The sequence below is a fragment of the Paracnuella aquatica genome (assembly GCF_003332885.2).
Classification (GTDB): domain Bacteria; phylum Bacteroidota; class Bacteroidia; order Chitinophagales; family Chitinophagaceae; genus Flavisolibacter; species Flavisolibacter aquaticus.
This window is the reverse complement of record NZ_QOWJ01000009.1, coordinates 1-24,295: the sequence shown is the minus strand read 5'-3', so window position 1 is coordinate 24,295 and position 24,295 is coordinate 1. Positions and strand designations below refer to the sequence as shown.

The following is a 24,295-nucleotide window of genomic DNA, read 5'->3' as shown; positions in this document are numbered from 1 at the left end:
CCGGATTTGAAAAATGCAACCATGGACAACAAGGATAATTATGTAAACCCGGATTATAATGAAGGTGCACCCGACTCATCGGGCAGCATTGTTTCTTCATACGTGGTGGAGGAAAAAGACACCTTGCCGGATATAGCCAAAAAGTTTGGATTGAGCATCGATGAACTGCTGGAAGCCAATAAGGAAAATGCGGGTTTCTCCAGCGATAAGCTGGCAAGCGGCATCAAGTTGCTCATTCCAAGCAAAAAACATTAATCTAAAAAGATGGCGACAAAAGACATAAAAAAAGCTGTGCGGTGCGCACAGCTTTTTTTATGTCTTTTGTTTAGCATTAAAATGCCTGCACCACGTTATATAAGGTATCCCGCTCAATGGGCTGGCGGCCCACTTGCCGGATCAGGGTTACAATTTCTTCTGTAGACATGGCCGGCGTTTGCTCTTCCGAACCCGCCATAGAGTAGATTTTAGTGGTATCATCAATGGTGCCGTCAATATCGTTTACGCCAAACGCCAGCGTTAGCTGCGCATTTTTACGGCCCAGCATTGGCCAGTAAGCTTTCAGGTGCGGAAAGTTGTCCATGTACAGCCGCGCAATGGCGTACAGCCGAAGGTCCTCAATCACGCTGGCTTCCGGCACATGGCTCATGTCGTTATCGCCGTTGCGAAACTTAAGCGGGATGAAGGTGTTGAAGCCGCCCGTTTTATCCTGCAGGTCGCGCAGGCGGCGCATATGGTCTACACGGTGGCTGTAATTTTCAACATGGCCATACAGCATGGTGGCATTGGAGTGCATGCCAAGCCGGTGTGCTGTTTCGTGGATGTACAGCCAGCCGTCGGCGTTTACTTTATCGGCACAAATCTGCTGGCGTACGCCTTCGTCAAAAATTTCGGCGCCGCCGCCGGGCAAAGATTGCAGACCGGCTTGCTGCAAAATCCGCATGCCTTCTTCGATGCTCACTTTTGCCTTGCGGAACATATAATCCAGCTCCACCGCGGTAAAGCCCTTGATGTGCAGGTCGGGGCGGTGCGCCCTGATCTTTTGAATGAGCTCCACGAAAAAGTAGAGGTTCATTTTGGGGTGTACGCCGCCAACAATGTGCACCTCGGTTTCGGGCATGCCGTCATATTTTTTTACAATATTCAGCATGTCGTCGATGCTCAGTTCCCAGCCTTCCTCACGTTTCGCATACAGCCTGGAGTAGGAGCAGAAATGGCAGGAAAAAACGCATACGTTGGTGGGCTCGATATGAAAGTTGCGGTTGAAATAGGTTTTGTGCCCGTGCAGCCGTTCGCGGACGGCATTGGCCAGGGCGCCTACAAAACCAAGCGAACCTTTTTCAAAAAGCGTCAACGCATCGGCGTCGGTGAGGCGCACTTCGCGCAGCACTTTTTCGCCAATGGACTTTAGGTCGCTGGTTTGGCTATCTATTATTGAACGCAATGCGTTTGCAGTATGTGTAGTATCGGGTATTTGGGGGGCAACGGAGGTCATAGTCTGTTGATTTAGCTTTTGATAATTGCCGCTGCAAAGTTAGGCGAAAACAGCCGAGCCTTGCCGGTACTTAACAAATGATAAAGGTCATGAGTTGAACCGGTGATTTGTGGGATTGGGAAAGATTGGAATGACTAAAGTACGGGATGGAAGGGTTCAGCCTAATAATCAATAATCCGGTAATCAATAATTATTCATTATTGGATTATTGATTACTCGTTTGAGGCCTGGCGTTGATCAGAGACCATAAAAATCTTTACTAATCCCACACATCACTGGTTTCCCGTAAATTGCCGCGACATTTTTGCTTGATTGTACCCCTTAAAGCCATGCGGCCGCTACAAAAAATAAAGCCCAAATGAATATCAAGTCCCGTTTGACCGTGATGAGTTTTTTCCAGTTTTTTGTCTGGGGCGCCTGGCTGATCACTATTGGAACGTATTGCTTTAACGCCAAAGGCTGGACCGGTGCGCAGTTTGGTGCCATTTTCTCCACCATGGCGCTGGCTTCCTTGTTTATGCCGGCCCTCACCGGCATCCTGGCCGATAAATTTGTCAATGCCGAAAAGCTCTATGGCATCCTGCATATCCTTTATGGCGTGGTGCTGTTTTATGTGCCACAGGTGAATGATCCGGACACGTTGTACTATGTCATTTTTGCGGCCATGATCTGCTACATGCCCACCATTTCGCTGTCCAATTCCATTGCATACACCATTCTGCAACGCGATGGATTTGACGTGGTAAAAGTGTTTCCGCCGATCCGGGTTTGGGGCACCATTGGCTTTATTGCCGCCATGTGGACCACCAACCTGTCCGGCAGCAAGGCCAACGCCAACCAATTCCTGATTGCCGCTGTTGCTGCCATTGCGCTGGGACTTTTTTCATTTACCTTGCCCAAATGCCCCCCACAACGCACCATTGCCAAAGGCGCCGGGCTGGTGGAGCAGCTGGGGTTAAAAGCTTTCTCCCTGTTTGGCCAATATAAAATGGCGTTGTTTTTCCTGTTTTCGATGTTGCTGGGTGCAGCGCTGCAACTCACCAATATGTATGGCGATACGTTTTTGGATGATTTTAAAAACAACCCGCTGTACGGCCCCGAATCGTTCGTGGTAAAATATTCCACCATCATCATGTCGATTTCGCAGATATCGGAAACCCTGTTTATCCTCACCATCCCATTTTTTCTGAAGCGGTTTGGGATTAAAAACGTGATGCTGTTTTCGATGCTGGCCTGGGTGCTGCGCTTTGGTCTTTTTGCCTACGGCGATCCGGCCGGCGGCCTGTGGATGATCATTCTTTCCTGCATTGTGTACGGCATGGCGTTCGACTTTTTCAATATCTCGGGGTCACTGTTTGTGGAAACAGAAACCAGCCCGGCCATCCGTTCCAGCGCTCAGGGCATTTTTATGATGATGACCAATGGCGTGGGCGCATTTTTAGGCAGTAAAATCAGCGGCACCTTAATCGATCAATATTATACCAACGCAGACGGCGGAAAAGACTGGCACAGCATCTGGCTGGCGTTTGCCGCATATTCCCTGATTGTGGCGCTGCTGTTTTTGGTGTTGTTCCGGCACCGGCACAGCGCCAGCGCAAAAGAAGTGGCCAGCATCGCACATTAACGCAATAAAAAAGCCCCGGATGTTCCGGGGCTTTTTGCAAAAGATGCCATCGCTTGAAGAGCTGGCATCTTGACTAAATATGTGCTTCGATCTTTTTTACAAAGTTCGACTTGGGCTGAGCGCCTACCAGTTTATCCACCACTTCGCCGTTTTTAATAAAGAGGATTGCGGGGATAGAAGTGATGCCGTAGTTCATGCTTACCTGTGGGTTCTCGTCCACGTTTACTTTGCCAATATTTACTTTGCCATCGTATTCTTTGGAAAGCTCGTCGATAACGGGCCCGATTGCGCGGCAAGGTCCGCACCATTCCGCCCAAAAGTCTACAACAGTCAATTTATCGGAACTCAGAACGTCGCTTTGAAAATTTGCGTCGGTAAATGCTTGTGCCATGATTCAGAATTTAAGTTTCAATCAGAATATCTGCATTGGGGAAACAAATTTAAAGCCTAATCCCATTCCCTGCACCATTGTCAGATATTGAAAGTTTTTGATGACAAATAGAAAAGTTTGATAAGGTAAAAAGGCAGAAAATGGAATATACGTTAAACAACATCCGAAGCGGTAGAATGCTTTTTACCTTATCAATTTTGCTATTGTTTTGTTTACGCTGTTTCTACCCGAACGCCAATTTCCGGCGCTGTTTCCAAAAACTGGATAAAATCATAGTTCATTTCCAGCCCGCCGCCAATCGTCGAAAGATTTACCCGCAGGTTTTCGCGGCCCTCCACCAGCGAAATCTTCAGGCCGGTATTGCCGGGATGTTGTTTCATTTGGTTGTCTAAAAACTCAAGGGTTTGCTGCTGCAGGTGGCGTGCTTCCAGCTCCAGGTGCACCTGTTTGGTCAGCGCTTTTTTGATGTTTTCGGCCAGCATTACCGAGCTTACCTTAAACTCAAACTCACCAGGTTTATAGCGGGTTTTAAAAGCGCCGGTAATGAGCAGTGTGCTGCCCAGCTCGAGGTAAGCCTGGTGTTTGATAAAATCATCGCCAAACAACACCAGTTCCGTTTTGCCCGTATAATCTTCCAGCACATAAGAGCCAAATTTGTTGCCCTGCCGCGAAATGCGGTGCTGCGCCGAAGTAACAAGGCACAAAATGCGATAAGTGCGGCCCATGGCCATCATCTGCTGGTTATCTTTGATTTCGTTGAAATCGGCCACGGTGGTAAAGCCATAATGGCGGTATTCAAAACGGTAGTGGTCCAGCGGGTGGCCGCTCAGGTAAATACCGGCCACTTCCTTTTCTTTTTCCAGTTGCTCAGTCAGCGACCAGGGCTCGCAGGGTGGAATTACCGGCGGCTTAATGTCCATCTCCGACGACATATCGCCGAACAGCGTATTGGCCGCGGAGTTCGCTTCCGACTGCACCTGGTTGCCGTATTTTACCAGCTTTTCCAAGCCGTTGATTTGCTCGCCCTGGGGCACACAGAAATACTGGGCACGGTGCAGTGAAAATTGATCGAATGCGCCGGCGTAGATCAGGTTCTCCAGCGTTTTTTTATTGGCGGTGCGTTGGTTGATGCGTTTGATAAAATCGTATGGATCTTTAAACGGCCCGCCCGCTTTGCGTTCTGCAATAATGCTTTCCACAGCGGCCTCGCCCACACCTTTCAGTCCGCCCAACCCAAAACGGATTTCACCCTTGCTGTTTACGGCAAAGCCTTGTTGCGATTCGTTTATGTCGGGGCCGAGTACTTTAATGCCCATGCGCTTACATTCTTCCATAAAGAAGGTAAGCTTTTCAATAGCGTTGGCGTTGTTGAGCACCGCGGCCATGTATTCGGCAGGGTAGTGGGCTTTTAAATAAGCCGTTTGGTAGGCAACAAATGCGTAGCATGTAGAGTGCGATTTGTTGAACGCATATTGGGCAAATGCCTCCCAGTCGGTCCAGACTTTTTCCAGCGTTTTTGGTTCGTGGCCCTTTGCAACCGCGCCGTCGATGAATTTGCTTTTCATCTTGTCCAGCGTTTTCCGGTCTTTTTTACCCATGGCCTTGCGCAGTACGTCGGCATCGCCTTTCGAAAAGCCGCCGATCTTTTGCGCCAGCAACATCACCTGTTCCTGGTACACCGTAATGCCGTAAGTTTCCTCCAGGTATTCGGCCATTTCCTCGAGGTCATATTTCACTTCCTCTCGGCCATGCTTACGGTCAACGTATTGCGGGATGTACGCCATAGGACCAGGGCGGTACAAGGCGTTCATGGCAATAAGGTCGGCAAATTGGTCAGGCTTCAGTTCTTTCAGGTACTTCTGCATGCCCGGGCTCTCGAACTGGAACGTGGCAATCGTTTCGCCTTTTTGATACAGCGCATAAGTGGCTTCATCGTCCAGCGGAACATCGTCAATGACAATATCAACGCCATGATTGGCCTTGATCATTTCCAGCGCATTCTTGATGATGGTGAGGGTTTTTAGCCCCAGGAAGTCCATCTTGATTACGCCGGCATCTTCAATGATTTTGCCCTCGATTTGCGTCACCAAAAGATCCGAATCTTTGGCCGTGCACACCGGGATGATATTTAAAAGACTGTCCGGCGCAATGATAATCCCCGCAGCGTGGATACCCGTGTTGCGCACCGATCCTTCCAGCCTTTCGGCTTCGTGCAGCACCTGCGCCCTGATGTCGTTGCCATTGTAAATAGCGCGGAGCTGTTTTACGTTTTCAATATCGTCGGAGCCGTAGCCTTCTTTTTCTTCCAGCGACTTTTCGCCTTCTTTTGCAGTGAGCGGCGCATGCAGCACACGACCCAATTCGGTACCCGGTTTATCGGGCACCAGCTTGGCCAGCATGTTCGATTCAACCAGTGGCAGATCCAGCACGCGGGCCACGTCCTTGATGCTCATTTTGGCGGCCATAGTACCATAAGTAACGATCTGGGCTACCTGGTTCTTGCCGTATTTCTGTACTACGTAATCAATCACCTTTTGCCGGCCTTCGTCATCGAAGTCCGTATCAATATCTGGCATTGATTTACGATCAGGGTTCAGGAAACGTTCGAACAGCAGGTCGTATTTAATGGGGTCGATGTTGGTGATGCCAATGCAATAAGCCACCGCCGAACCAGCCGCCGAACCACGGCCCGGACCAACAAACACACCCAGATCGCGGCCTGCTTTGATGAAGTCAGATACGATCAGGAAGTAACCCGCAAAACCCATTGTTTTAATGGTGTGCAACTCAAAGTCGAGGCGCTCCTGCGTTTTGGCATCAATGCTGCCATAACGGGCATGCGCACCCTCAAATGTGAGGTGCCGCAAAAATTCCCATTGGTTTAAATTGCTGTCGCCATGTACCTGGAATTCTTTTGGAATAGGGAAGGCGGGGAGGAGAATGTCTTTTTTCAAATTCAGCAACTCAACCCGGTCCACGATCATGTTGGTATTGTCGATGGCTTCGGGAATGTCGCTGAACAGTTTTTTCATTTCGTCAACGCCCTTGAAATAAAACTGGTCGTTGGGAAATTTAAAGCGGCGGTTTTTACTGCCTGCATCATCGTTTACAAAATCATCAAAACCCGGCGTGCTCTGTTTTTCGCCGGTGTTGATGCAGAGCAAAATATCGTGGGCATTGTAATCGTCGCGATCAGTGTAATGGCTGTCGTTAGTGGCAATAACGGGCACGCCATATTTTTTCGAAAATTTCAGCAGCACCTGGTTGATGGTTTCCTGCTCCTGCATGTTGTGGCGTTGCAGTTCAATAAAATAATCTTCGCCAAACATATCGAACCACCACTTGAATTCTTTTTCTGCAGCCTCTTCGCCATGGTGCAAAATGGTTTGCGGCACATAAGCACCAATACAGCAAGTGGTGGCAATCAAACCTTCGCTATATTGTTCGATCAGGCCTTTGTCAATACGTGGGTACTTACTGTACATGCCTTCGAGGTATCCCAGCGAAGTAAGCTTGATCAGGTTTTGATAACCCACTGCATTTTTTGCCAGCAATACCTGGTGATAACGATTGTCTTTTTGTTCTTTCGAAAATGTTTTGCGGGTACGGTCTTCCACCACGTAAAACTCGCAGCCAACAACGGGTTTTACTTTTACCGAGCCATCATCATTCTTATGCTTGTATGCTTCTGAAACAAATTCAAAGGCACCAAACATATTACCGTGATCCGTAATCGCAATTGCGGGCATGTTCTCCTTGATGGCTTTTTTATACAGTGCCTGTATGTTGGCTGCACCATCCAAAAGTGAGAACTGTGTATGTACATGTAAATGTGAATATTTCATAGCTGTAAACCCCTACGCCTCAATTAAATTAAACTTGAACAGGAACGATTGCGCAATATAAATGCAATTGCGGGCAATACGATGTGGATAAAAAACGTTGATAGCTTTCCCCAACTTGAGGGAATAAATACATATTTTCGTCACTAGTCACTCATCCAAAAAAAAGCCACATGGTAAAAACCCTGCTGCTTTCCACCTTTTTTGTAGGTGGGATAGCTTCGTTCAACCCTGTTCTGGCCCAAAAATCCAAAGGTCCTAATAGCGGAGCAAAAACCGAAGTTAAATTCCTGGAAGACATCCAGTTAGACATTGCGCCAACCACCGTTTCGCTGGTGGAGCCCGCCACCAAGCCTCCGACCACATTTGCTTTTAGCAAAGCCGCTGCACCAGCATTGGATATTGAAAAGGCCACCGAGTTACAACTGAAATTTTCCATTCTGCTCGATACGGAAGTAGAAGAAATTGCAATCAATCACCTGTATCAAAACATTGATGAATGGTGGGGTACCCGTTATCAATACGGCGGCAGCACCAAGAACGGTATTGATTGTTCTGCGTTCATGCAAGTGTTATACACCTGTCATTTTGGAACACAGTTGCCCCGCACTGCACGGGAACAATTTGAAACCACAACCCGCATCAACCGCGAAGAATTAAAAGAAGGTGATCTTGTTTTCTTCAATACACGTGGTGGCGTTTCGCATGTGGGTGTTTACTTGCAAAACAACAAATTTGCGCATGCAGCTACATCCGGTGGGGTAATGATTTCCGACCTGGACGAAGCATATTGGGCAAAAAGATATTTAGGCGCCGGACGCATGGCAAAGGTTGAAGAAACCAACAGCATTGCACTGGCGGGCAGACCGTAAGTTATTAATGATCGTTTATAAAAAAAGCAGATGATTTCATCTGCTTTTTTTATTTGCCCTTATGATAACAATATTCGCCGGCTTGAAAAAGGGGTGTGGATAAATCGATATGCACATTTGCATGCATATAAAGACTCAGTGCTTTTTCATCTTTATTTCCTGGTCAATCTTTTTCTAACGGTCTGCATTACCGGCTCCAGATCGGGTGTAAGTTTTAATGCAGTGGTGCCTGCTGCAAATAATACAATAAAAACCGAACTGCGTAAAAACAGCGCGGCCAATCCCAACTGGTCCCTAAATAAAAAGTAGGGGATCACAAAGCATACAGCCGCCAGCAACAATGTAATCACCGTGGCGCGGTTAAATGGCTGCATGCCATGTTTACGGTATAAAAATGTATAGCGCACCGTGTTGTACACGGTAAAAGAAATAAGATTGGCAATGGCCGGACCTTCCACACCCAACGAACGGGTAAGGATAAACGACAGCGGGAACATCAGGCCCAGAAGAATCATCCCCGAAAAAAAATCAAAACGCCACATGGTGCTTGTGGCAATGATCTGTCCGTTTACACCGGTGCCCATATCAATCACTTTTGCAAGGCCTAAAAAGAAGAAAGCAGTTTTAGCACTGAGGTATTCCTGTTTTAAATTAAATGTAAGCACTCCGTCTTCGAAATTGAGCCAGATGAGCGAAAACATGGCCGTTGAAAACAGGAGCATATTAATGGAAGACCGTTGGTAAATGCGTTGTATGCGATCGAGGTCTTTGTCTTTCCACGATTGCGACAACGGCCCGATGGTGGCAGAGATCATCGCCCGCTGCGGCGCTTGTATGAGTGAAGAAATATTTTGCGCCAGCGAAAAAATACCCGCAGCCGCCAAGCCATTGGGCAATACTGCGGTAATGATGATGGTATCAAACGAACCGGCGAAATTAAAGATCAACCCACCCGACCAAACAAAAGTGCACAACAGCAGGATCTTCTTTTTAAACCTGCGCGATACATTGCTGATGGAAAAAACAAAAGCCACTCTTTTAGTGGCCAACAGCCAGGCCAGCAAGCCCAACGCAATGAGCAAATAAGAAAAAGAGTAAATGGGTACAAAGCCTTGAAAAGAAAACAGCAGGGCAACTGTGCTGGCAATAATTAAAACGGTGGTGACTAACCGAAAAACAAACTCTTTTAGAAAGTTGGTAACAACCGGTAGTTTCAGGTGCCAACTGTACGCCTCTAATATGTTGAAAACGGTGATGCCATAGCCAAACGGAAAGATCCAGTAGTAGTAATGTTGCAGCAGTGGTGCATTGTCAAACCGCTGCAGCACCACGTCTTTAAACAACACACCCAACAAAAGCACTACGCCGTAGCCGGCCGTGGCAATGAGCAGTGCCACGGTGAGCATCTCGTTTTTGTTTGGCGGCAGGCGGTCGTTGTAGTATGGAAAAAATTTAGAAATATATGCCGGCATGCCCAGCGTTGCGCAGGACGCCAGTATGTTGCCAAAAGCAACAAATGCCTGCACCAGCCCATATTCTTCGGTGCTAAAGCTGCCTTCCCTTGTAAAGAGAAAGGTGTTCACAAACCCCAGCACAAAGCCTAAGTAAACAACTATTGAAGAAAGAATACTTTGTCGGCGGATGGTGCTCATGTGGGGGCAAAAGTAGGGAAGGGGGCGAACATTGCGTTTTAGAAGAACAGCTGTAGAAAATTCAAAAGGCAAAAGTAAAAAGTCAAAAATGGACGAAGATTGTTTGACTTTTTACCCCAGTTTCTGGTTATTTCATTTCCGTAGTTACATAAAAATCCGGTGCGGCGGCTATCTGGCTGCCAAATGTGCCTTTCACGGATTGCCAGTCCGTGGTGGGTTTCAGCCACTGGCCATTGGTTAGTTGTACGGCCATGTTGAAGGCGGGCACCACGTTGTTCCAGCGGTATTGCAGGTTGCTGCCAGCCTTCTTCAACTCCAGCACCGGAATTTTGGTGGTGCGCAAATACTGGTCAAACACTTTGGAAAGATCGATGCCGCTTTTTTGCGCTATGTACTGCTCCACTTGTTGCGTGGTAACAGTTTGGTGGTAAAAATCTTTGTTCAGCCCGCGCAGGATGTTGCGGAACAGCGTATCGTTTTGCACCAGCTGGCGTACCGTGTGTACCAGGTTGGCGCCTTTATAATACATATCGCCGCTGCCTTCCTGGTTTACGCCATACGGCCCAATGATCGGCTGATCGTTTTGGATGCTGGCCCGCAGCCCACGCACATACTCGGAGGCAGCCTTTTTACCCCAGAAATATTCGGTGAACAGGGTTTCGCTGTAATCGGTAAAACCTTCGTGCACCCACATATCGGCAATGTCTTTTGCCGTGATATTGTTGCCAAACCATTCGTGCCCTGTTTCGTGCACAATAATATAATCCCACTTCAGCCCCCAGCCGCTGCCTGAAAGGTCTTTGCCGAGGTAACCGTTGGCAAACCGGTTGCCGTAGGCCACAGCACTTTGATGCTCCATGCCCAAGTGCGGCGCCTCTACCAGTTGGTAGCCGTCTTTATAAAAAGGATAAGGACCAAACCAATGCTCCAGTGCTTTCAGGGTTTGGTGCACCTGGCTGAACTGCGTTTTGGCTTTGCTTTGGTTGTAATCCAGCACCCAATATGTGCAATTGAGCAGGCCGGCTTCGCCGGTGTAGGTGTCGGCCCAGTTTACGTATTTTCCAATATAGGGCACCAGGTTGTAGTTATTGATCGGGCTTTGCACCCCCCATTTATAAGTGGTGTAAGATCCGCTTTTTTCTTTACCTAAAAAGCGCCCATTGGCCACAGCCACCAGCGTATCGGGCACCGTGATGTTCATAAAAGCGCTGTCGGGTTCATCGCCCTGGTAATCTTTGCAGGGGTACCACGCCGAAGCCCCTAAACCCTGCACGGCCACGCTCATCCACGGGCGGCCTAGTTGATCTTTGCTCCAGATCCAGCCACCGTCCCAGGGCGGCGTCAGTGCCGGTCGGGGTGTGCCTTCAAATTGCAGCAGCACTTTTTGCACCGAGCCAATGGGCGGCGCCTCCGGCCAGCGTATATAATAAACATTACCATCCTGCTCCACGGCTAGCGGCATTTCGTTCCAAACCGCGGTGGTAAGTTGCATGGGTTGCTGCAGGTCTATTTGCATGCGGGTGCCCTGTGATAATACTTTAAACTGCAACTCGTTGGAGCCCGAAATGCGGCGGCCGGCATAGTCAGGCGTTACCGAAATGGTATAACTCGTCGCATCCCACCAGGCACGTTCCGGCGTTACGGAGCCGCGCAGCGTATCCTGCCGGGTAAAAACTTTTTTTTGTTGCAGCGGCTGGGCGCAGGCAGCGGTAGCACCCAGTAAAAAGCAGAACTGGAGAAGATGCAGCAATTTTTTCATGTAGGAACAAATATGAGCGCCGGTACAGTTGCAGCCGCATGTAGCGGTTGCCCGGCAATTGTTCGCTAATTTAGACCCTTGTACTAATATGCGCTGTACTGCTCTGCAATATTTAGCTTTTTACCTGCTGCTTTTCCCCTTGCTGGCTTCCTGCTATTCGGGCCAGCGTGACGCAGAAGGTTATTTTTTATACAATGATGCCTCGGGCATACAGTCGCTGGACCCGGCTTTTGCCAAAAACCAGTCGGTAATGTGGCCGGTGCACCAGTTGTACAACACTTTGGTGGAGCCGGACAGCGCCCTGAAAATGGTGCCATCGCTGGCACGCCGTTGGGAAATCTCTGCCGACCGCAAGACTTATACTTTTTACCTGCGCAACGATGTGTTTTTCCACAACGATGCCTGTTTCCCTAATAGCAAGGGCCGCCGCCTAACGGCAAATGACGTGGTATACAGTTTTCAGCGGCTGCGCAACCCGGCCACGGCATCGCCGGGGGCCTGGGTGTTCAATGAACGGGTGGCTGAAGATGCGCCTTTTGTAGCCCTGAATGACACCGTTTTTCAGTTGCGCCTAGCAAGGCCTTACCAGCCGATTTTGGGCATCCTTTCCATGCAGTATTGTTCCATTGTGCCGAAGGAGGCTGTGGAAAAATATGGCGCTGCGTTCCGGCGGCACCCGGTGGGCACGGGGCCCTTTCAATTTGTGGTGTGGGAAGAAGGGCAGGCCCTGATCCTAAAAAAGAACCCGGGTTACTGGGAACGGGATGCGGCGGGCAACCGGCTGCCGTACCTGGCGGGCATTAAAGTAAGTTTTGCCGACAGCAAGGCAACCGAGTTCCTTTTGTTCCGCCAGGGAAAACTGCATTTCATCAACGACCTCGATCCTTCGTTTAAAGACGAAGTGCTCACTAAACGCGGCGTGCTGCGGCGGGAGTGGCAGGGAAAAGTGCAGCTCAATACACATCCATATCTCGCCATTGAGTACCTCGGCTTTTTGATGGACCCGCAAAACGAGTTAGTGCAACAGTCGCCCACCGAATTGAAAGCCCTGCGGCAAGCCATCAACTACGGCTTTGACCGGGAAAAAATGATCCTGTACCTGCGCAACTCATTGGGAACACCGGCCCAAAGCGGTTTTGTGCCGGCGGGCCTTCCTTCGTTCGATTCCAATGTAGTTCGGGGATACCGTTATAATCCCGCAAAAGCGCGTCAACTGCTGCAGGCAGCGGGTTTTGGCGGGGCAAACAAGCCGCCGCGGCTGCGCCTGCTCACCATCCCGGTTTATGCCGACATGGGCGATTATATTGCCCGCCAGTTGCAGGAAGTTGGGCTGGACATACAAGTGGAAGTGGTGCAAAAGTCGCTGCTGCTGGAACTGACCTCAAGCAGCCGGGCACTTTTTTTCCGCGGCAGTTGGATTGCCGATTACCCCGATGCGGAAAATTATCTTTCTGTGTTTTACTCCAAAAATCCTGCGCCGCCCAATTATACCCGCTATCAAAACCCTCGGTTTGATGCACTGTTAGAAAAGGCCCTTTCCGAAACGAACGATTCGGCCCGCTACGACCTATACCGCCAGGCCGATGCGCTGGTGATGGAAGATGCGCCGGTGGTACCGCTTTGGTACGATAAAGTGATTCACCTCGTGCAGCCCGGCGTGGAGGGATTTCAGCCGAATGCGCTGAATTTGCTTGAGTTGCGGCGGACGAAAGTTGAGTAGGAGAAGTCAAAAGGAGAAAGGGAAAAGTCAAAAAGGCGAGTGCTTTGGGGCTAATTATCCTTTAATTTTTGGTTTTGTTTTTTTGTTTTTGCAAAACAAGAACATTGGCGAAGCTCAGTGTCTGTCATGCCGAACTTGTTTCGGCATCTCCTTGCAACTGCAGGTTTTTTAAGAAATGAACTGGCGGCTTTTTAAGTAGAGCGGCTTTCATTTCGAAGGGGATGCCGAAACAAGTTCGGCATGACAGCTTCTGCAAAAGCCGGTATCAGCTCTTGCACACCTGTGTAAAACATCATTTTCCAAAAAAACAAACGGCACAGGGTATACCTGTGCCGCCATTCTTTTTGTTTGTGGTGCGTTGAAGCTTTTTTCCCAAACGCCAGTTTTTTCCGCCTTGCCGCCGCCGATCTGCTACCGCTTATTCTTCATCCTCTTCGTTGTACACATCTTCGTTACTGCTGTTGTAGTGCTTTTCCCAGGCTTCCACTGCCGCATCGCTCAGGCACTCGATAATATCAAATATCGAATCGCTTTTGCGCTTCCAGCAGGTCGAGATCTGGTCGTCGTAAAAAAACACGTACATGCAGTGATCCGACTCCATCATCACCTTGATCAGCGAAACGGTCTGGTCCTGAGCTTCCTGTACCAGGTAATAACAACCGGCTTCCAACAATCCATACGAATACATACACTTCCTCCTTTTGGTGGTTAGGTTAACTGTTACTTTTTGGGTTAGTAAGTAAACAGAACTTAACGGGCCAGCCAGTTATTTTCCGGTGCGGCCACTTGCTATTGCGGCCGTCGGGGCCAAAATTAGGGTCTTTTAATTTGGCAGCGCCGGTTTAGCCCGCAATAAATGTTTAAAGAAATTATTTCAATTGACAATCAATGTTTTATAAAACAATAAATTCGGTCAACAGCTCAAATATGTAGCTAAAAATATTAGCAAAAGTCGCCGGTTTTTTCCTTATATTTGCCCGCTTATTTGCCAGTCCAGCACAGCCGTACCGGGCATCAATCAAGTGCTGCAAAAAGGCAAAAAACCATTTTAGGCAACCATTCTCCTATGGCAGAAACAAAAAGAATTGTAGGCGATTATACCGAAGATAGCATCCGCAGTCTCGACTGGAAAGAGCACATCAGGCTCCGCCCGGGCATGTACATCGGCAAATTGGGCGACGGCTCCTCGGCCGACGATGGCATTTATGTGCTGGTAAAAGAGGTGCTCGACAACTGTATCGACGAATACACGATGGGCTATGGCAAAACCATCGAAATTTCCATCAAGGACAAAACCGTAACCGTGCGGGACTATGGCCGCGGCATTCCGCTGGGCAAGGTGGTGGACGTGGTTTCGAAGATCAATACCGGCGCCAAGTACGACAGCAAAGTGTTTCAGAAAAGCGTGGGCCTCAACGGTGTGGGTACCAAGGCGGTAAACGCCCTGAGCCAATATTTTAAAGTGGCGTCGCACCGCGATGGCAAGGTAAAGGAAGCCGAATTTCAGCAGGGCGTGCTGGTAAAAGAATACAAGGAAGGGGGCACCAGCGGCGCCAATGGTACGTTGGTTACATTTATCCCCGACGATTCCATCTTCAAGAATTTTCATTTTATTCCCGAATACCTCGAGAAGCAGATCTGGAACTACTGCTTTCTCAACGCGGGGTTGCGCATAGTGTTCAACGGCAAGTCGTACATGTCTAAAAATGGCCTGCTCGACCTGCTTACCCGCGAAACCAATGCCGACACCGATCCCGATGGTATTCGCTACCCCATCATTCACCTGAAGGGCGAAGACATTGAAGTGGCCATTACACACAACAACGATTATGGTGAGGACTACCATTCGTTTGTGAACGGCCAGCACACCACGCAGGGCGGCACCCACCAAGCTGCGTTCCGCGAGGCTTATGTAAAAGTGATCCGCGAGTTTTTCAAAAAGGACTACGATGCAGCCGATGTGCGGCAGGGCATTGCCGCGGCGGTTTCAGTAAGGGTGGTGGAGCCGGTTTTTGAGTCGCAAACAAAAACAAAATTGGGCTCGCAAAACGTGGATGAAGGCGGTCCATCAATGCGCCAGTTTATCCTTGATTTTTTGCAGCGCAACCTCGATAACTTTTTACATAAAAACCCGTCCGTGGCCGATGCGCTGAAGCGCAAGATCGAGCAAAGCGAACGGGAACGCAAGGAACTGGCAGGTATTAAAAAACTGGCCAACGAACGGGCTAAAAAAGCGAACCTGCACAATAAAAAACTACGCGACTGCCGCATTCACCTCAATGATGAACCGCCGGTAAAAGGCAAGCAGGAGTTTTACGCCAAACAGCAAGAAACCACGATTTTTATTACCGAAGGTGACTCGGCTTCGGGATCCATCACCAAGGCCCGTGAAGTAGCCACACAGGCGGTTTTCTCATTGCGCGGCAAGCCGCTCAACTGCTTTGGCATGACCAAAAAAGTGGTGTATGAAAACGAGGAGCTGAACCTGCTGCAACATGCGCTGAACATTGAAGAGGGCATGGACGGCTTGCGGTTTAACCGCATTGTTATTGCCACCGATGCCGATGTAGATGGCATGCACATTCGCCTGCTGGTAATGACGTTTTTCCTGCAATTCTTCCCCGACCTGGTAAAAGGCAACCACGTATTTATTTTGGAAACGCCGCTGTTCCGGGTACGGAATAAGCAGCAAACCATTTACTGTTATTCCGAACAGGAAAAACAGGCTGCGATGAAAAAGCTGGGCGCCAAGCCCGAGATCACCCGCTTTAAAGGACTGGGTGAAATTTCGCCGGATGAGTTCGGGCGCTTTATCGGCGAGGAAATGCGCTTGCAGCCCGTGATCCTCGATCACGGCGATCATATTCAGCACTTGCTGGAATATTACATGGGCAGAAATTCACAGGACCGCCAAGAGTTTATCATCAACAACCTGCGTGTGGAGCTGGATACGGTGGAGGAAGTGGCAGGATAGGTTTTCATATAAAAGGCCAATAAAAGGCAATGAGCAAAGAATCGAAAAAAGCAACAGCACAGGCACCGGTGCCGCAGGAGGTCTTGCACCTTGTTTTCCAGGAGGCCGACATTGCCGTGCTGCAATCGGCTGCTGAACTGGACGAAACATTGAAAGGTGAGATCATCATCATTCGCGATGATTTTGCCGTAGGCCCACTTTACAAACTTGATGAAGCCGAAGGCTGGCAGGCACGCAAAGAGTGGTGGAAAGAACAGTTGCTGCGGTCGCCGTACGGCGACACGACCGATATGGTGAACGACCGAATGACGGTGCACAACCTGAAAAAAGCACTGGATGAAAATGAGCAACTGGTGTTGTGGATGTGGATGGGTCAAAACAGCCATGATGTATGCGGATACTATTGGCTGATTGGCCAGCTGAAAGAATATGGGGGTAGGGTGTATGTGCTGTATATGAACAACCTTCCTTTCATTAACGAAAAGGGCGGTATTTTTTATCCAACGGCCATTCATGAAATTCCCGCAAAAGAATTTCGCAAGGCTAAAAAACTGGCCCGCACCGTTACGCCCAGCGAGTTTGAAGTAGACCCCGACGAGTGGAAGCGCCTGTCGGAAGAGAACGGCTCTGTGCGCATTTTGGAAGGCGGTAAAAAGATTGCTACAAAAGGAGACGATTTTTACGATGCGCCGCTGCTGCAGGCCATTTCAGCCGACTGGCAGAAGATCCCGAAAGTGTTGTTCAATGCGTTGGGTAAAATGAAGATCAAGACCGGTGATGTGTTCCTGAACGGCCGTTTGAAAGCGCTGGCCGATGAAGGAAAACTGGAACTGCAAGGCGACTTTACAAAAGGCTGGAAAGATTGCAGCGTAAAGCTAGCCGGTGTGCCGGCTGTCGCACCTGCAACAGAACAGGCCGTTTAATAAAAACAGGAACGCTATGATACTTCGCAAACCTTTACTGCTGCTCACTGCTTTAGCCGTTGCCACTTTTTCTTTTGCGCAAAGCCAAAGCGGGCTGCTCGATTCGCTGATGCGGCAATATGCGGCACATAAAAAGTTCAATGGTTCGGTGCTGGTGGCAAAGGGCGGAAAAGTATTGTTGGAACAAGGCTATGGCTATAAAAATGTAGCCGCCAAAACGCCGGCCACCGCTGCCGACCTGTATCAATACGGATCGGTGACCAAGCAGTTTACCGCTGCCGTTATTTTAAAATTGCAGGAAGAAAAGAAGCTGAAACTCGAAGACAAACTGTCGAAATTTTTCCCGCAGTTTTCATTTGCCGACAGCGTTACACTGCGGCATTTGCTGAGCCATACATCGGGTATTTTCAATTATACCAACGATGCCCGGTTTATGAATACCGAAGCGGTAAAGCCTACCACGCAGGCCCGCATCTTTGAGTTGTTTGCCAACAAGCCGCTGGCGTTTGCACCGGGCTCTAAATACAGTTACTCCAACAGCAACTATATGCTGCTGGGTTATATTGCCGAGAAGGTAAGTGGCAAGCCGTACGAAGCGCTGGTGCGCCAGTACATTTTAAAACCTGCCGGCATGAACACCGCGGGGTTTGATTTTGCGGCGTTAAAATCCGGAAACAAATCCACCGGTTACAACATCATCAACGGTAACCAGGCCATGACTGCCGGCATTGTTGATTCCTCTGCAAGCTATGCTGCCGGCGCCTTGTATGGCAGCGTGTACGACTTGTATGCATGGCACCGGGCTTTGCAAAAGGGCAAAGTATTATCTGCGCAAAGCATGAAGCAAATGGAAACCGTTGCCCTAAATAATTATGCATTGGGTGTGGTTGTCGATACCGCTTATGGCAAAAGGGTAGTGTCGCATGGCGGTGGCATTTTTGGTTTCATCACCGACTTTGTACGCTACCCCGAAGAAGACCTGGCCATTGTGGTGCTGAGCAACAATGGCGCAGTGCCAGTCGATAATATTGCTAAAGGCCTTGCCGGTATTGTGTTTGGGCAAAAGGTTGAATGGCCTGCCGCACGGACTGAAATAACAGTACCAGTGGACATCCTGAATAATTATGTAGGTGAATACGAAATCACGCCGGCCTTTAAAATGATGATCACTTTGGAAGGTGGTCAACTGATGGCGCAAGCCACTGGCCAGTCGAAGAACCCGCTGTTCGCGGAAAGCAATACGAAGTTTTTCCTGAAAGTGGTAGATGCACAACTGCAGTTCAACAAGAATGCGCAGGGTGAAGTGGAAAGCCTGACGCTGTTCCAGGGCGGAAGGGAAATAGGTGGTAAGAAAATAAAATAATGAAAGCTGCCGGGCATTTTGTCGAACGGCAGTTTCATCATCCGATATCAATAATCAATGAGCACGAAAAATAAAAACTACGAACACGTTCAAACCGATCATGGCATCAACGGCCAGTATAAAACCTGGTTCCTTGATTACGCTTCGTACGTAATTCTGGAGCGGGCTGTGCCTGCCGTGGAAGATGGCCTGAAACCCGTGCAGCGCCGCATTTTGCACGCCATGAAAGAAATGGACGACGGCCGTTACAACAAAGTGGCGAACGTCATCGGGCAAACCATGCAATACCACCCTCATGGTGATGCGTCGATTGGCGATGCGCTGGTGAACATGGGACAAAAGGATTTGCTGATCGACACGCAGGGCAACTGGGGCGATATCCGCACCGGCGATGATGCTGCTGCACCACGTTATATCGAAGGGCGCCTGAGCAAGTTTGGATTGGAGGTTTTATTTAACCCCAAAACCACTGCTTGGCAATTGAGTTATGATGGCCGTAAAAACGAGCCCATCACGCTGCCGGTAAAATTTCCCCTGCTGCTGGCGCATGGCGCTGAAGGCATTGCAGTTGGTTTGGCTACCAAAATTTTACCCCACAACTTTTGCGAGCTCTGCGAAGCAGCCATAAAGTATTTGAAAGGCCGCAAGTTTGAATTGTATCCCGATTTCCTGACCGGGGCCATGGTGGATGTGACCGATTACAACGACGGCCGCCGCGGTGGAAAAGTAAAAGTGCGGGCACACATCGAGGAACTGGATAAAAAAACGCTGCTGGTCAAAAGCGTGCCTTATGGCGTCACCACGTCTTCCCTGATTGATTCGATCGTTAAAGCAAACGATGCGGGTAAGATCAAGATCAAAAAAGTGGTGGACAACACTGCAGCCGAAGTGGAACTGCAGGTGGACCTGGCACCGGGCATTTCGCCGGACATTACCATCGATGCGTTGTATAAATTCACCGATTGTGAAATTTCCATTTCGCCCAACACCTGTGTGATCATTGACCAGAAGCCGCACTTCGTTGGCGCTTCCGATCTGCTGCGTGTTTCGGCCGACAACACCAAGAACTTGCTGCAGCGCGAACTGGAAATAAAACTGGGCGAACTGCAGGAAAAATGGCATTATACCTCGCTGGAAAAGATCTTCTTTGAGCAGGGTATTTACAAGGAACTGGAAAAGAAACACGAGACTTGGGAAAAGGTGCTCGAAGCCATCGCCAAAGCATTTAAGCCTTTCGAAAAAGACCTGCGCCGTGCCATTACCCGTGAAGATATTTTAAAGCTTACCGAAAAGCCGGTGCGTCGTATTTATCGCCTCGACATTGCCGAACTGGATGCGCAGATCAAAAACCTGGAAGGAGAGATCAGGCAGGTAAACTACGACCTCGAACACCTGAATGATTACACCATTGCCTGGTTTGAAAACCTGCTGAAAAAGTACGGCAAAGGCAAAGAACGCAAAAGCGAGATCAAAGTGTTTGAAGTGATCGAAGCAAAGCATGTGGCTATTGCCAATACCCGCATCTACATCAACTGGGCGGAAGGATTCATCGGCACTTCGTTGAAGAAAGATGAATTCCTGGTGGAATGTTCCGACCTCGACGACATCATTGCATTTACCCGCCGCGGACAAATGAAAGTGGTGAAGGTGCAGGATAAAGTATTTATTGGTAAAGACATTTTGTATGCTGCCGTTTTCCGCAAAGGCGACGAACGCACTACCTACAACATGATTTACACCGATGGCGAAAGCGGCGTGACTTATGCCAAACGTTTTAACGTAACCGGCATTACCCGTGATAAGGAATACGACCTGACCAAAGGACATGAAAAAAGCAAGGTGCATTATTTTACGGCTAACCCTAATGGTGAGGCCGAAGTAGTGCGGGTAATTCTCAGTCCGAACTGTACGGCGAAGAAAAAAGAACTGGATTTTTATTTCGAAGAAATTGAGATCAAGAGCCGCGGCAGCATGGGCAACCAGGTAACCAAATACCCGGTGCGTTCGGTGAAATTCAAAGAAGCAGGCGTGGCTACGCTGGGCTCCATCAAGCTTTGGTTTGATGATAAATTCGGCCGCCTGAACCACGATGGCAAAGGCATTGAACTGGGCTCGTTTGATGCGGAAGATCGTGTGCTGATCATTTATACCGACGGCACCTACGAAATCACCGACCAGGAGTTGACACAACGCTTCAATCCCGAAGAAGTGATGCTGGTAGAAAAATACGAACCGCAACATGTGATCACCGCCATTTATTTGGATAATGATAAAGGGCAGTATAATGTGAAACGTTTCCGTATTGAAACCAACCGCATCAAGGAACGATATATGTTTATCAAGGAAGGCAAGGGCAACCTGCTGGAAGCAGTGAGCACAGAGGACATGCCTACACTGATCGTAGAAACTGGCAAAGGTTCCGCAGCGCGGCGCACCAAGTTCAAGATCGCCGATATGGTGGATGTAATGGGTTGGAAGGCCATTGGCGCCAAACTCATCGACTTCAACAAGAACGTGATGATGGAGTGGGAAATGAGCGGAGATGCACAACAAAAAGCATTGTTTTAGCCCACATAAAAATTAATATCAAAGCGCAGTGCCCACAGGTACTGCGCTTTTTATTTTGCATAAATATTTTATATGGAAATGGCTGCTGCTGCAGGTTTGCAGTTATCAGCCCCTTTGCATTTTGTTAGCCTATCTATGCCTATTTTAGACCCATGCAATTCATACGACAAACCAAAAGACTGAAGCGGCGTGCAGCAAGTGCACCTGCTTTTTTATTGTTCCTGTCTGTAACTGTTGGCTATGTAGCGCCGGCACAAAACAGGGATTCGATTTTTGTGCAGCAAGTGGTAAAAGAAGCCACCACAAATTCGCAACTGCAAACATTAGGACACCAACTGGTAGATGTGATCGGTCCGCGGCTGGTGGGCACGCCACAAATGGACCAGGCACACGACTGGGCCGTGAAAACCTACGCCGGCTGGGGCATTGCGGCCCGCAACGAAAAATGGGGCGAATGGCGCGGCTGGGAGCGGGGTGCAACACACGTGGATATGGTGTATCCCCGCGTAAAATCGTTGGAAGGCATGCAACTGGCATGGAGCCCTTCTACGAAAGGAAAAACAGTAACTGCCGAAACAATTATACTGGCTGATGTGGCCGATTCCGTTGCATTTAAAGCATGGCTGCCCTCGGTAAAAGGCAAGTTCGTAATGATCTCGATGGTGCAGCCCACTGGCCGCCCCGATTATAACTGGCAGGAGTTTGCTACCAAGGAATCGTTTGAACGGATGAAAAAGGACCGCGATGCGCAAACACTTGCATGGCGCAATCGGCTGGCAAAAACCGGCTTGAGTGCACGTGACCTGGCGCTGGCATTGGAAAATGCAGGTGCTGCCGGTGTGATACAATCCTTGTGGAGCAACGGTTTTGGTGTCAACAAAATTTTTGGTGCCAACACCAAAAAAGTACCCACCATCGACTTGTCGTTGGAAGATTACGGCATGTTGTTCCGTTTAACAGAGTCGGGCCAAAAGCCACGCATTGCTGTTCGTGCCGATTCGAAAGAACGTGGACTGGTACCCACCTTCAACACGATGGCGGAAATCAAGGGCACCGAAAAGCCCGATGAGTACGTGATGCTGTCGGCCCACTTTGATAGCTGGGACGGATCGGGTGGCGCTACCGATAATGCTACTGGTACGCTGGTGATGATGGAAGCCATGCGCCTCCTGAAAAAGTTTTACCCTAATCCAAAACGCACCATCCTGGTAGGCCATTGGGGCAGTGAGGAGCAGGGCCTGAACGGATCAAGAGCGTTTGTTGAAGACCACCCGGAAATTGTACAAAACCTGCAGGCCTTGTTCAACCAGGACAACGGTACCGGCCGCGTGGTAAACCTTTCGGGCCAGGGCTTTTTACACAGCTACGATTACCTCAATCGCTGGCTTTCGAAAGTGCCTGATTCTATCCGCACCCATATTCAAACCAGCTTTCCGGGCTCACCCAGTGGTGGCGGCTCCGACTTTGCTTCGTTTGTAGCCGTTGGCGCACCGGGCTTTTCATTGAGTTCGCTCAACTGGTCGTACGGCAGCTATACCTGGCACACCAACCGCGACTCATACGACAAGATTGTGTGGGATGATGTGCGGAACAATGCGATTCTTACCGCCATCATGGTGTATATGGCCAGCGAAGACCCGCAGAAAACACAACGCGATAAAATTGTGCTGCCTGTAAACGCTAATACCGGCCAGCAAATGCAATGGCCTGCACAGCGCAAGGCTACACGTAAAGGAGGTGTGGACTAGTTGAATGATGCCAACACATTTGCTATAAAACAAAAAGCCCGCTTTGTAGAAAGCGGGCTTTTTGTTTATGCTTTTTATCAAGTCAATTCACCTGTTACTTTTTAAATCCTTTGCTCACCACTAACTCTTTGCTTCCCGGTGTGTAGGTGTAAAAACCTTCGCCGGTTTTTGCGCCCAGTTTTTTTGCCATAACCATATTTACCAACAGCGGGCAGGGCGCATATTTAGGATTGCCAAAACCATCGTGCAACACCTGTAAAATGGACAGGCAAACATCGAGGCCAATAAAGTCGGCAAGCTGCAGCGGTCCCATTGGGTGGGCCATACCCAGCTTCATTACCGTGTCAATTTCTGCTACACCTGCCACACCTTCAAACAAGGTATAAATGGCTTCGTTGATCATGGGCATCAAAATACGGTTGGCCACAAAACCGGGATAGTCGTTCACTACACAAGGCACTTTACCCAGTTGCTTGCTGAGCTCCACGATGGTATCGGTCACCTCTTTGCTCGTAGCATAACCGTTGATGATTTCCACCAGTTTCATCACCGGCACCGGGTTCATGAAGTGCATACCAATGACGGCTTCGGGCCGGTTGGTAACAGCGGCAATTTTAGTTATGGAAATGGAAGAAGTATTGGAGGCGAGGATGCAACCCTGCGGTGCATGTTCATCGAGTTGCTGAAATATTTTGAGTTTGAGTTCGGTGTTTTCAGTGGCCGCTTCCACCACCAGTTCTGCATCCTGCACACCAACCGCCAGTGAGGAATGTGTAGTGATGTGGCCCAACGCCGTTTCTTTTGTAGCAGCATCCAGTGTGCCTTTTGCCACCTGCCGGTCCAGGTTTTTAGAAATGGTTTGTACTGCTTTTTGCAGTTGTTGTTCCGAAACATCGATGAGGGAAACCGGGAAGCCAGCTTGAGCAAACACATGTGCAATGCCGTTACCCATGGTTCCGGCACCAATGACAGCAATCTTTTTCATATGGGCGAAGATAAGGAGGGAGGGGATAGGTGGCAGTTGGGAGTTGACAGTTGAGCGTTAGGAGTCGGGTGGGTGTGCGGTACTGGAGTGTTTGCCGTCATTGCGAGGCGCAGGAGGTGTTTGTTTGTTGAATGAAACTTGAGCGCCGAAGCAATCTCCTGATCTGGCGTTTTGTTTTGTCGCAGGAGATTGCTTCGGCGCAAGAAATGCATTTAATTACAAAGTCACTGCTCCACCTCGCAATGACGAGCGGCGTTTTGCAATGCAGAAGTTTGAGGTGTACCGGTTTTGATGAACAGTTGACTTGCTTAGGTTAAAGAATAAAAGTAATGGTTTTCATATTCCATTGGACTTTGGTAGTTTAGGGCTGAATGTTTACGGT

General features: G+C 49.1%; 16 protein-coding genes. 9 read left to right on the top strand and 7 right to left on the bottom strand.

Annotated elements, in window-relative coordinates:
• Positions 1-21 precede the first annotated feature (21 nt).
• On the top strand, positions 22-255 hold the full coding sequence (locus DRJ53_RS13270) for a LysM peptidoglycan-binding domain-containing protein (RefSeq protein ID WP_123893560.1): 234 nt from the start codon (positions 22-24) through the stop codon (positions 253-255).
• 76 nt (positions 256-331) lie between these two features.
• On the opposite strand, the gene mqnE is transcribed toward DRJ53_RS13270, so the two are convergent.
• Positions 332-1,492, bottom strand: a complete 1,161-nt coding sequence (gene mqnE / locus DRJ53_RS13265) for an aminofutalosine synthase MqnE (RefSeq protein WP_114236137.1) — start codon at positions 1,490-1,492, stop codon at positions 332-334.
• Positions 1,493-1,850: 358 nt separating this feature from the next.
• On the opposite strand from mqnE, the gene DRJ53_RS13260 reads away from it, so the two are divergent.
• Positions 1,851-3,116, top strand: coding sequence for a nucleoside permease (locus DRJ53_RS13260; RefSeq protein WP_114236136.1), 1,266 nt, complete (start codon positions 1,851-1,853; stop codon positions 3,114-3,116).
• 73 nt (positions 3,117-3,189) lie between these two features.
• On the opposite strand, the gene trxA is transcribed toward DRJ53_RS13260, so the two are convergent.
• Both trxA and dnaE read right to left on the bottom strand, forming a co-directional pair.
• Positions 3,190-3,507 (bottom strand): thioredoxin, encoded by a 318-nt coding sequence (gene trxA, locus DRJ53_RS13255; protein WP_114236135.1) that lies wholly within the window; start codon positions 3,505-3,507, stop codon positions 3,190-3,192.
• A gap of 212 nt (positions 3,508-3,719) precedes the next feature.
• Entirely contained in the window at positions 3,720-7,352 is a 3,633-nt protein-coding gene (gene dnaE, locus DRJ53_RS13250; RefSeq protein WP_114236134.1) for a DNA polymerase III subunit alpha, read from the bottom strand.
• 170 nt (positions 7,353-7,522) lie between these two features.
• Here dnaE and DRJ53_RS13245 point away from each other — a divergent pair, with 170 nt between their 5' ends.
• Positions 7,523-8,221 (top strand): C40 family peptidase, encoded by a 699-nt coding sequence (locus tag DRJ53_RS13245; protein ID WP_114236133.1) that lies wholly within the window; start codon positions 7,523-7,525, stop codon positions 8,219-8,221.
• A 152-nt stretch (positions 8,222-8,373) separates the two neighbouring features.
• Here the strand turns inward: DRJ53_RS13245 and DRJ53_RS13240 are convergent, their stop codons facing one another.
• Together DRJ53_RS13240 and DRJ53_RS13235 are read right to left on the bottom strand one after the other, a co-directional pair.
• Positions 8,374-9,873 carry a lipopolysaccharide biosynthesis protein gene (locus DRJ53_RS13240; RefSeq protein WP_114236132.1) on the bottom strand — a complete coding sequence of 500 codons (1,500 nt, stop codon included), beginning with the start codon at positions 9,871-9,873 and terminating at the stop codon, positions 8,374-8,376.
• Positions 9,874-10,000: 127 nt separating this feature from the next.
• The gene (locus tag DRJ53_RS13235; protein ID WP_114236131.1) at positions 10,001-11,632 is read right to left on the bottom strand and encodes a M1 family metallopeptidase; all 1,632 of its coding nucleotides are present in this window, start codon (positions 11,630-11,632) and stop codon (positions 10,001-10,003) included.
• Positions 11,633-11,720: 88 nt separating this feature from the next.
• Here DRJ53_RS13235 and DRJ53_RS13230 point away from each other — a divergent pair, with 88 nt between their 5' ends.
• Positions 11,721-13,352 (top strand): ABC transporter substrate-binding protein, encoded by a 1,632-nt coding sequence (locus tag DRJ53_RS13230; RefSeq protein WP_114236130.1) that lies wholly within the window; start codon positions 11,721-11,723, stop codon positions 13,350-13,352.
• 418 nt (positions 13,353-13,770) lie between these two features.
• On the opposite strand, the gene DRJ53_RS13220 is transcribed toward DRJ53_RS13230, so the two are convergent.
• Positions 13,771-14,040 (bottom strand): hypothetical protein, encoded by a 270-nt coding sequence (locus DRJ53_RS13220; RefSeq protein ID WP_114236128.1) that lies wholly within the window; start codon positions 14,038-14,040, stop codon positions 13,771-13,773.
• A gap of 378 nt (positions 14,041-14,418) precedes the next feature.
• On the opposite strand from DRJ53_RS13220, the gene DRJ53_RS13215 reads away from it, so the two are divergent.
• From DRJ53_RS13215 to DRJ53_RS13195, 5 genes are all read left to right on the top strand, one after another.
• Positions 14,419-16,326 carry a DNA topoisomerase IV subunit B gene (locus DRJ53_RS13215; protein WP_114236127.1) on the top strand — a complete coding sequence of 636 codons (1,908 nt, stop codon included), beginning with the start codon at positions 14,419-14,421 and terminating at the stop codon, positions 16,324-16,326.
• Between the two features lie 29 nt (positions 16,327-16,355).
• A complete protein-coding gene (locus DRJ53_RS13210; RefSeq protein ID WP_114236126.1) occupies positions 16,356-17,249 on the top strand; it encodes a DUF1835 domain-containing protein in 894 nt (297 codons plus the stop codon).
• Positions 17,250-17,265: 16 nt separating this feature from the next.
• Positions 17,266-18,612, top strand: coding sequence for a serine hydrolase (locus DRJ53_RS13205; RefSeq protein WP_114236125.1), 1,347 nt, complete (start codon positions 17,266-17,268; stop codon positions 18,610-18,612).
• Between the two features lie 57 nt (positions 18,613-18,669).
• Positions 18,670-21,180 carry a DNA gyrase/topoisomerase IV subunit A gene (locus DRJ53_RS13200; protein ID WP_114236124.1) on the top strand — a complete coding sequence of 837 codons (2,511 nt, stop codon included), beginning with the start codon at positions 18,670-18,672 and terminating at the stop codon, positions 21,178-21,180.
• Between the two features lie 152 nt (positions 21,181-21,332).
• The gene (locus tag DRJ53_RS13195) at positions 21,333-22,928 is read left to right on the top strand and encodes a M20/M25/M40 family metallo-hydrolase (RefSeq protein ID WP_114236123.1); all 1,596 of its coding nucleotides are present in this window, start codon (positions 21,333-21,335) and stop codon (positions 22,926-22,928) included.
• Between the two features lie 94 nt (positions 22,929-23,022).
• On the opposite strand, the gene DRJ53_RS13190 is transcribed toward DRJ53_RS13195, so the two are convergent.
• Positions 23,023-23,913, bottom strand: coding sequence for a 3-hydroxyacyl-CoA dehydrogenase family protein (locus tag DRJ53_RS13190; RefSeq protein WP_114236122.1), 891 nt, complete (start codon positions 23,911-23,913; stop codon positions 23,023-23,025).
• Positions 23,914-24,295: the final 382 nt, after the last annotated feature.